Raw genomic sequence first — 9,983 nt, 5'->3', positions numbered from 1 at the left:
TGCCCTTATTGCTGCTTTATTTGGCTATTACGGGCACAAAAGCCGCCAAGAGTATCTTGTTCTTTAAATAAGTTTCTTTGATGAAAGAAACCTATAGAAGCTACACAATCTGTGTAGCTTTTTTGTATGACACCTTCTCATCTCTTCTGAGGATGCCATGCTTTGATGCTCATCATATATTGATTTATTGATGAGCATGTTGAAGCTCGCTAATCAGTAAACTCGCTCTAACCTTCATGCGTATTCCTGACTGCTTCACGGAGTTAAACAGGCATTCCATCACCTTATCAACTTTCATAGAATGCACGCCCGATCATACGATACACAAACTGTTTTCATTCTCCGCTGTAGGTTGGAATAACGATTGTTGCAAAATCCTGTTCTTCAGAGTCCTCTGATAACTGGAAACGTGCTTTCTTCATATCCATGAGAGTATAGGCTATAGCATTGATACTTTGTTTAAAATCCGCTTCACTAAATTTAATCCGACCTTTTTTTCCAAAAGCTAAAATGGCACTTTGCGCACCAAGTAAAACAGCACGACGAACATTTTCTAAAGGCGTATTATCTGTCGAATGAACACCCGGTGTGACATATTCAGACTCACGTAAAATAACATTATTATACACACCAAGAGAACCTTGAAAGAGAGGATTCTGGCTCCGTGATCCATAAAAAGTAGATTCCTGAATCAAGCGCCATTGCTCTTGTCCAGCATTAGCTTGTAATTGTATAACCTGTGTAGGATGGAGATAAAGCACATACATGTTTTCACCATTAACACGCACCGGTCTAATTTGTGGATTTGCACACTTAGCACACTCAACAGCTTTATCGATCAGCTTAAGATGAAACCTATCATTCGTATCTAACTCTTCTTCTTTCGTTTTTCCCTCAGGCCATATAATGCGCTCACTACTTGGAGCATTTGGAGGATTAAAACCATAATGAAAAGGCTGAATATCCAATTTTCTTCTATTCAAAAAGATTCTTTCCGCTGTATATCCACACACTTTCAGAAAAAACATAAAGCTCAAGTGCTCAGAAAACCAGTCTACAAAAGTAGTAGCAACATTTTTTAAATCAGTGTTCACCCGTATGTTTACTATTCTGTAACACAAAGCTTGGATATTAAGTTTATCCTCCCTTAAATTAAACTTATATTCATATTCTTCTGAGAACATCCCTCCAGATCTGAATGGAGAAATACTCAAATTACAGAAGATAGCTGCTCCACTCTCTTTACTTGGTTCTATTATAAGCTGGATGATGCTGTTTGTATCTTTTCCGATAAGCGGTGCAATCTCGGTCACCTGGGTAGCCAGTTCGTTTGGTTTTAAATCAAGTTCAGCTATCCTAGGACCATCACTAGTAGTTACTTTGTCTCCCACTCTTAACCTCTATGTATGTAAAAATTATTGATGTATCATGCACAATTAATTAAGTAAAGAATATATGAATTGCAGGAGTAGGATTTAAACCTGCGCATTCAGATTATGAGCGTGATACAATCACGGATGCTTTAGGCAGCATTATGAAAAACTAACCAAGATTAAAGAAATACAAGAGTTCCGAATGATAAATAAGACCACATTATCTGCTTTCTTGAATTTTTCAGTTTGAACAATACGCATCACCCGCGCGATAACAAGAACGTACCCCAATATTCAACCGCTCTCGTAAAGATAAAAACCGAAAATGTTTCTATTGCACATCCCATCAATCTAAAAACCCTCTGATATGGTATATTCCGTAAAATTGGAAATACTGATATTGCAAAGATATTGTAAAACTCATCAAAGAAACGGTTTTATAAAAGGCCTGTATGTCTGGATACAGGCCTTTCCATTTTTTACTGAATAGAGCATCTCCCGCCTGAGCACAGATTCACCGTAGCACTCAAAGGGATATTTCTGTTTCCTCTTCTCCCTTCCCCTTCTCCAGTGCAGTTGTTCTGCGATATGGTAAAATTCAGAGGATTTGGTTCTAACCCAGTTATCTGTAAAGTTGCCAAATAATTAATATGCGTCGCATTACTCTGTTGAGACAGCAACCGATAGATAAAGTCTGCATTGCTACTTTGTGTAGTGGCATCCCTAAATTCTAAATCAGTCATTGATACATTGGTCGGTATAACATAAAGCCCAAAACGACCACGAATAACGGGCATCGCATGTCCTATATCACGACCATCCGGCTGTGTATAACGTAGCAGCGCTATCCAAACTGTTCCAACAGATGCACGAATCATCTGTCTGATGGCCGTTAAAATGGCACTACGATTCGTCGCTAAATCTGACAGCCTCCAAGTATAACGTGGTAACATAATTTGTGTCATTGACGCAGCAACTCTAACATCAAGATGGTCATATGATTCATCTGGACGTAAAATAACACCAGACCGGTATAATCGAGGAGCATCCTGCAGATAATTATAGACTGAAGGGTATCTGTCACGAAATGAATGCATTGGATCCCTACCACGCGCTGTATTAAAGAAATAACCACTGCCATCAGAAAAAGGAGGAGATCCTAGATAATATCCCTGTATCTCAGCAATCATCTGATAACTTTGTAAAAGACACGTACCGCATACTCCTGCTACCTCTGTCTCAGAATCTGTTGTAGATGTCGCAATTTGAAGAAGCCGTCTACGCCATTCTTCGGTCAGTTCAAAATCACTCGGCAAATCCCGCTTTGTTCTTTTCAAATATTTTGAAGAGGTTGAAGGTTTTGAAGATGTTGAAGGTATTAAAGACATAAGAGATACCGAAGCCGCCATTTGCGCAATCTGGTCAAGCTGATCCGATTTGCTAGAAGAGGTATCAGAAACCGTTGATTGTGGACCTGGAGCTGGGCAATAAGCAAGCGAATCCGCTAGATTTCCATAGACATAATTGTTCCAGCGCTGTATGTCATACTCCATAATAAATTCAGATGTGGGAGAGTGATTAGTGTCCTCCTTAAGATAATCGGGTTTGGCCGTATAGGGAACACCCCAATTTCCGTCATATCGGCGAACTCTTAAAAAATTGTCCTGATAATCCCAAATTGCGCCTACACCTCCGCTCAAGAAAGAAACGTTCCAATAGCTCTCATCTTTTTGACTAAGAATTTTATCATTGCACGATCTAAAGCTGACCCACTTCGAATTTTCTTTAGAAGTTTGTTTTGATACCATACAATTCAACGTGCCACGAACATTATCATAGGTAGCAAGGTGGCCATTCTCTGGATTGTAGTAAAAATCATAGACATCTCTTTTGGGACCATTATTCGAAAGATAATACATCTCAAAGCCGCTATAGTTATAACCACCATATTGTGTGACAAATCTCCAACCTATAAATGTCCTGAAGCTCAAATTGACAGGAACAGAAATCGTTTCAATCCACTTATTCATCGTCGTCGTAGTATCGAGTGTATGATCGTAGGAATGTCCATTATTTTTTGAAATGTAGAGATACCAAGAAGTATCTTTAATGCGGAATTTCTCATCAGCGGTATAAATAGTTCTGCCACTAATTTTCCACCGTTGATTTTTATCGTTAAGGACACAAGGCCTCAATCTGAGATAATCCCATTCTGTTTCTCCATTTCCACCTATCCCCGTAACAGAACCCGGAGCCGTCAGGCACAGCCAAACATCATTAACATTCAAGGCAATCCTCTGAAAAACATCATATCTGCCGGAATAAGAGCAAGCGCCAAGAACTATAAAACTGTCACCATTCACAAACTTTGGCATATAACACCTTGTCTCTTTCGTATGGAGACGAACTTTTATAGGCACATCAAGAGGAGCAGAAGGATGCTTTTGAGGAACATCTGGATACTTGCTCAGAGTACTTTTCTCATTATTAAAAGAATTCCTGTTATAATACTTCCTAGTTTCTGCCTCAAAGGCGTCAGACTCAAAATTATAAACAGAAACAGCCGCACTAATTTGTAAGAAAAAAATGAAAAAAAATAAAAGGAATTTCAAAACATGTTTTTGCATAGAACTAAATCACCCTAATTTGAAAAACGTGATCTCACTGTGCATTCATGATGCACACAGCTTAGTTCCGCTATTTATATAATGCTTAGCGCTAATTCCTTTTTATGACAACTTTAAGGCGAAAAGCGTAGTAGAAAAGTAATCTCCTTAAAAGGCCTATTTTTAAAAGTATACAGGCCTTTTTATTTTCTTAAAAAGGGCATCTCCCACTATCGCATTGATTCACAGCAGTGCTCCTTGGAAATTTTCTACTACCTCTTCTATCATCTCCGTCCCCAGTGCAGTTGCGTTGCGACATAACAACACTCAAAGGTCGCTGCTCCTGCCCAGTTAACTGTAAGACTGCAAGAGAACGAATGGTTGCTTGCCTTCCCTGAATCATGCGCGATAAAACAGTTTGAGGATCTGCCGTTTCCGTAATAGATGTTCTAAAGGCCTCCAAACTCATCGACGTATTCGTCGGAATAACGATAAGCCCAGAACGAGAACGCAAAATTGGAACTGCATGTGCAGAAACACTCCCACTATCGTAAAGATAGGTCATCAAACCGATCCAAATTGTTCCAGGATCTGCCATTAAAAGCTGTTGAATAATACTGGTAACATCAGACGGACTTGCGGATACGTGCGATACTCGCCAATCAAAACGCGATAAAATAGATTGTGTTGTTGCTGCCGCTATTCTAAGAGAAGTGGCATCTCTCGTTTCCCCTGGTCTTAAAGGAATGCCATAAAGGCGTGGAGCGGTGCGCATAATACTATCAATTAAAGGATATCTGGTATATAATGAAATAAATGGATTCACATTGGGTCTCGTATCAAAAAAATACCCTCTTTCTTCAAGTGGATATCCTCTTGGATAATATTCTTCAAGCTCAGCAATCATCTGATAAGTGTGCAAAAGGCAGGTGCCACATATTCCGACTGCCACAGGTGTACCATCTGTAGAGATAGCAATATCATGAAGCCGTTTAATCCATTGCTCATTCAGTTGAAAATCACGCGGCAAAGTCCGCTTCACTCTTTTTTTAGAAGATGCATCTGCAACAGTCTTCTGATAACCAGGAGCCGGGCAATAAGCAAGCGTATCACCTAAATTGCCAGAAACATAACGGTTCCAACGCTGCATATCATCAGGAAAAACAAATTCAGATGTCGGAGAATACCTTGTGTCCCCCTCAACATAAGTGGTTTTGGCTGTATAGGGGACTCCCCAATTATGACCATATCGGGTAACTCTTAAAAGATTGCCCTGATAGTCCAGAATGGGACCTTCGCGCCCATTGAGAAAAGAAACATCCCAATAGCTTTTTCCCTTTTCAATAGGAATAACATCATTGCACAATTTCCACTTCACCCAATCCCAATCCTCTGAAGCAGATTGTTGAGAGACCATACAATACATCAAACCAGTGGAAGCATAATAAGTGCCAATCTGATTACTTTCTGGATTATAGTAAAGATTATAAACATCTGATTGGGGCCCAGTGTCTGAAATATAATACATGTCAAAACGACCATAGGGCGCGATAAATTTCCAACCTATAGATATTTTGAGACTTATACTACCAGGAACAGAAATAGTATTGATCCATTTATCCATCATAGAGCCAGTGAGCTTATGATCGTAGTAATCATCTTTGTTTGTTGAAATATAGGTATACCATTTATAGTCTTTAACACGGTATTTCTTATCAGCTGTATAAATAGCTTTGTCGATGATAATCCATCGTTGATTTTCGTCATTGGTAACACAGGGTCTCAGTCTGAGATAATCCCAAGTTTCCCCTCTGTCTGTAACAGAACGTGGAGCTGTCAGGCACAGCCAAACACCCTTAAACTTCCAAGAAATCCTCTGAAAAACATCATATCTCGCTGACAAAGCCTCCCCAGAAGAACATTTATCAAGCGCAACATAGCTCTCATTCTGCGTAAACTTTGGAGTATAGCAATATTCCTCTTGGGTATGAATTAAAACACGTACAGGTGTATCCAAAGGCTTATCAGCAGGCTTTTGAGGAACATAAGGAGGCTTAATATGCATATTCCCATCAATAGATCCATGCCGAGGAACAGGAGCAGAAAAAAGAGCGCCGACTTGCAAAAGGAAAACACAAAAAAATAAAAACAACTTTAAACTCTGTTTTTTCATGGAACTATAACCACCCTAACTTAAAAACGTGATTTCCCTGCGCATTGATGATGCATACGGCTTAAAGAGGTTAGCGCCTAATTCTTTTTTAAGGCGACTTTAAGGCATAAAACATATAATAAACTTATTTAAAACATACAAAATCATGATTGAATGCGCATTTTAGGAATAAAATCACGGAACCTCACATCTTTTTTGCCTTTTAAAATGATTATTTCTCTAAGACTTATTGTTGTTACCCATGACAATAAAAAATAACTCAAAAATATGCTCATCTACATATTCAAAAAAACTAAAGGCACCTCGTGCAGATCAGAACAAACTATGCATGTGTGAGATCTCTATTGGCTTCATTTTGCCAAACTGTGCCAATATGAATTTTGAGCAAGAATAATTCCACCCATGCGGCTAATTTTCCTCTTTTTTTGTAATTGTCTCTTTTGCAACCGTAAAAAAGTATAAAGTGACAAATTGCTAAAGCCTCCTGAAAAAGCTGATATGGCAAAGTTCATTGGTACAAAAATTCCCAGACAAAGCCTATTTTTAAAACATACAAGCCTTTTTGTTTTTTACTGAATAGAGCATCTCCCGCTTAAACACTGATTGACCGTAGAACTCCTCGGAGGCTCTCTATTGCCTCTTCTCTCATCTCCCTCTCCGGTGCAATTCCGTTGCGACATGACAACACTCAGAGGATTTGTAACCTCCCCAGTTAGCTGCAATGCTGCAAAAGAAGTAATGGTTGCACTTCTTGACCGAATAAATCGTGACATAATAGTATTAGGATCTGTCTCTCCTGAAATGCGTTCGGTAAAGGTAGCTAAACTCATTCTCGTGTTTGTTGGTATAATCTGAATCCCAGAATGAGAACGCAACATTGGAACTGCATGCCTTAAGAGATCCCCATTTGAAGTAATATAGGCTATAAAACCAATCCAAATTGTTCCAGCGGGTGCATTTAAAAGCTGTTGAATAGAACTTATAATTGCATCGCGACCAACGGCTAAATCCGATAATCTCCAGTCAAAGCGTGGCAAAACCGCTCGTGTTGTTGCAGCTGCAAGTCTGATTGCAACCATATCATCAGACTCTCCTGGATATAAAGGAACAAGATTGCCTCGAGGAATGTCATGTATCGCACCGTAGAGTAAAGGATATCTTTGACGCAATGAATCTATTGGATTCCTACCTTGTCCTGTATTAAAGAAATATCCCCCTCTTGTAAGAGGTCTTCCTGGATAATATGCTTGAAGTTCAGCAATAATTTGGAAACTGTGTAACAAACAGGGACCACATACGCCTACTCCGACGATAGTTCTATCCGCAGAACCAGAAGTAGAAATTGCATAAAGTCGCTCAATCCACTCTCTCGTAAGCCTAAAATCAGGTGGTAAAGTCCGCTTTACTCTCGTTTTAGCATCCGTCAATTTTTGACCGGGAGCCGGACAGTATGTAAGCATATCGCCTAAATTGCCATAAACATAACGGTTCCAACGCTCCATGTCATACGACAAAACAAATTGAGATGTCGGAGAATACTGTGTATCGCTTTTCAGATAATCGGGCTTGACCGTATAGGGTGCTCCCCAATCAATAGAATAGCGGGTTACTCTTAAAAAATTTCCATTACGGTCTATAAGAGGACCTTCTCGGCCATCCAAAAAAGAAATATCCCAATAGCCAAGATCTTTTTGATTTTGGTCTTGAGGCACTTTGTCATTGCAAAATTTCCAACGCACCCAATCCCAATTCTCACTCTTTGACGTAGGTAATATCGAAACCAAGCAAGCAAGCTTACCACTCCCCGTTGCATAACTAGCAAGATGACCATTTTCTGGATTGTAGTAATAATCAAATGGTTCTGTACTCGATCCACCATTATCCGAAAGATAGTACATCCTAAAGCCATTGTTTGTAATATGCTTCCAACCAATAGACAGCTTGAGACTTATATTACCCGGAGCAGCAATTGTACTTTTCCATTCCTCCATCGAGTACTTTTCAAGCTTATGATCGTAATAATCTCCTGAATTCTGTGAAATATAAATGTACCACTTATAGTCCTTAACACGAAACTCACCATCAGCCGTATGAAAAGCATCATCTTTAAGAATCCAACGTTGATTAGCATCGTTGAGAACACAGGGACGCAATTTGACATAATCCCATTGCGTCTTACCATTGCCATCAATACCTGTGACAGAACCCGGCGCTGTCATGCACAGCCAAACATGCCTCACTTTCCAAGCAACTCTTTGAAAAACATCATATCTAGCTGGGAGAGCACTAGAATAAGAGCATTTATCTAAAGAAATATAGCTCTCGCCTGCTATAAACTTTGGTGTATAGCAATAAACTTCTCGCGTATGAAGATGAGCAGCTATAGGTTTGTCAATAGGAGTGTCTGGAAGCTTTTGACGAATACTCTGAGCCTGAAGCTCTCGAAGCATAACACCACTAATGGGATCCTTCGAAGAAAAATAACCAGAAAAAAGAGCGTTAGTTTGTAAAAAAAAGACGAAAAAAAACAAAAAGAACTTCAAATGATCTTGTTTCATAGAACTATAATCCCCTCAATCGAAAAAAGGTGATCTCTCTGTGTATTCAGACACACACAGTTTAGTTCCGCTATTTATACTGTTAGCGCCTAATCCTTCTTTGAGGCTACTTTAAGACATAAGGCACATAATGTATTACTCATGTAAAGATGTAAGGCTTTTTTTCTTAAGGATCCTAAAGAGGGCATCTTCCGCTTAAACACTGATTGACCGTAGAACTCCGCGGAAATTCTTTGTTCCCTCTTCTATCATCCCCCTCCCCTGTGCAGTTGCGTTGCGACATGACAACGTTCAAAGGTCTCTGTTCTACCCCGGTTAGTCGCAATGTTGCAAAAAAAGGAATTTGTGCTCCAGGCTGATGAAGAGAAAGTAAGTCGTAAACACCTTCAGGCGTTGTACTTTCTGCAGTTCTCATGACAAAATCACGAGGAGGCATAATAACGTTCGTCGGTATAACATAAAGCCCATTACGACCACGAATAATAGGTACGGCATGACCTTCCCTCCGCTCACCTGGAGGTAGATAGTCTACAAGACCGATCCAAATTGTTCCAATAGGTGCATTAAAAAGCTCTTGGATAGAATTTATAATTGCATTACGGTTTGTAGCTATATTTGACGCATTCCAAGTATAACGCCCTAAAACAGCTTGTGTCATTGCTATCACCATTCTGAGACTACGCTCGTCTTCCGTTTCTGTTGGCGTTAAACGAACACCATACATTCGAGGAACATTTTGCATAAAAGTATAGGTGGAAGGAGATCTTTGAGAAAATGAAATCATCGGATCTCTATCTTGTCTTGTATCAAAGAAATAACCACCACTCGAAAAAGGCCTCTCTGGATAAAATTCTTGAAGTTCAGCAATCATCTGATAAGTATGCAAAAGACAAGGTCCACATATACCTGCTGCCCTTGTGACATAAGTTGTGGAGGTCGCAATATCGTAAAGCCGTTTACGCCATTCTCTATTCAGTTCAAAATTTGGCGGTAAAGTCCGCTTTACTCTCGTTTTAGCATCCGTCAATTTTTGACCAGGAGCCGGACAGTATGTAAGCGTATCGCCTAGATTGCCATAAACATAACGGTTCCAACGCTCCATGTCATACGACAAAACAAATTGAGATGTTGGAGAATACTTTGTATCGCTTTTCAGATAATCGGGCTTAACCGTATAGGGGACTCCCCAATTCGCACCATAGCGCATCACCCTTAAATAATTGCCCCGACGATCCACAACTGGACCTTCACTGCCATTCAAAACAGAAATATT

General features: G+C 39.7%; 5 protein-coding genes. All 5 read right to left on the bottom strand.

All coding sequences use genetic code 11. The features are described 5' to 3' along the window. Positions 1 to 335 precede the first annotated feature (335 nt). Positions 336 to 1,391, bottom strand: a complete 1,056-nt coding sequence (locus NPX98_RS06520) for a phage capsid family protein (protein ID WP_269023347.1) — start codon at positions 1,389 to 1,391, stop codon at positions 336 to 338. Positions 1,392 to 1,852: 461 nt separating this feature from the next. Beyond that, a complete protein-coding gene (locus tag NPX98_RS06515; protein WP_269023346.1) occupies positions 1,853 to 4,000 on the bottom strand; it encodes a DUF1561 family protein in 2,148 nt (715 codons plus the stop codon). Positions 4,001 to 4,190: 190 nt separating this feature from the next. Next, positions 4,191 to 6,152 (bottom strand): DUF1561 family protein, encoded by a 1,962-nt coding sequence (locus tag NPX98_RS06510; RefSeq protein ID WP_269023345.1) that lies wholly within the window; start codon positions 6,150 to 6,152, stop codon positions 4,191 to 4,193. 569 nt (positions 6,153 to 6,721) lie between these two features. Then, positions 6,722 to 8,710: a DUF1561 family protein gene (locus tag NPX98_RS06505; protein WP_269023344.1), complete on the bottom strand. Its 1,989-nt coding sequence runs from the start codon at positions 8,708 to 8,710 to the stop codon at positions 6,722 to 6,724. A gap of 175 nt (positions 8,711 to 8,885) precedes the next feature. After that, the coding region (locus NPX98_RS06500) for a DUF1561 family protein (RefSeq protein WP_269023343.1) at positions 8,886 to 9,983 on the bottom strand (1,098 nt) is incomplete at its 5' end.

The sequence above is a fragment of the Bartonella sp. A05 genome (genome assembly GCF_026930145.1).
Taxonomy (GTDB): Bacteria; Pseudomonadota; Alphaproteobacteria; order Rhizobiales; family Rhizobiaceae; genus Bartonella.
Note: the sequence above shows the minus strand (reverse complement) of the source record. Positions and strands in the feature narration are given on the sequence as shown.

Excerpts from the sequence above, each read along its gene's own strand:
- NPX98_RS06505 (WP_269023344.1), bottom strand. The coding sequence starts at position 8,710 with ATGAAACAAGATCATTTGAAGTTCTTTTTGTTTTTTTTCGTCTTTTTT.
- NPX98_RS06510 (WP_269023345.1), bottom strand. The coding sequence starts at position 6,152 with ATGAAAAAACAGAGTTTAAAGTTGTTTTTATTTTTTTGTGTTTTCCTT.
- NPX98_RS06515 (WP_269023346.1), bottom strand. The coding sequence starts at position 4,000 with ATGCAAAAACATGTTTTGAAATTCCTTTTATTTTTTTTCATTTTTTTC.